1 protein-coding gene is annotated in these 490 nt (G+C 49.8%); it reads left to right on the plus strand.

Translation table 11 applies throughout. From position 1 onward, the window contains the following. On the plus strand, nucleotides 1-430 hold a 430-nt coding region (locus BZG25_RS15690), incomplete at its 5' end, for an IS110 family transposase (RefSeq protein WP_108744036.1). Nucleotides 431-490 lie beyond the last annotated feature (60 nt).

A 490-nucleotide genomic window follows, 5' to 3' on the forward strand; every position in this document is an offset into this window, starting at 1 on the left:
CGAGCAGTGTTTCGATATGGTTACCAAGGCCAGTCCTAATGCCCAGCGTATTCTTAATGTTCGCGGCATTGGCCCACAAACAGCAACGGCGATTATCGCCACTATCGGAAAAGGTGAACAGTTTGATTCCGGTAGAGATTTTGCTGCTTGGCTTGGATTAGTGCCCAAACAGTACTCAACCGGAGGAAAGCCTCGATTAGGTCGTATTAGTAAACGAGGAGATAAATATCTCAGAACACTCTTAGTGCATGGCGCGAGAGCCGTCATCACGAACCTAGGCGATAAGCAAGATAGGCTCAGTGTTTGGGGGCGAAATGTCCTTGAGCGACGTGGCATGAATCGCGCCATTGTCGCTCTCGCAGCCAAAAATGCACGCATTGTGTGGGCGTTATTGCACCATCAAACGGATTATCAAGACTACGCGGCCTAACTCGTCGCTGTCGTAAGGAGAAATACACCAACCGGGTCATTGCACACGCAAGTTGATGAG

The organism is Salinivibrio sp. ML198 (genome assembly GCF_001996015.1).
Classification (GTDB): Bacteria; Pseudomonadota; Gammaproteobacteria; order Enterobacterales; family Vibrionaceae; genus Salinivibrio; species Salinivibrio siamensis.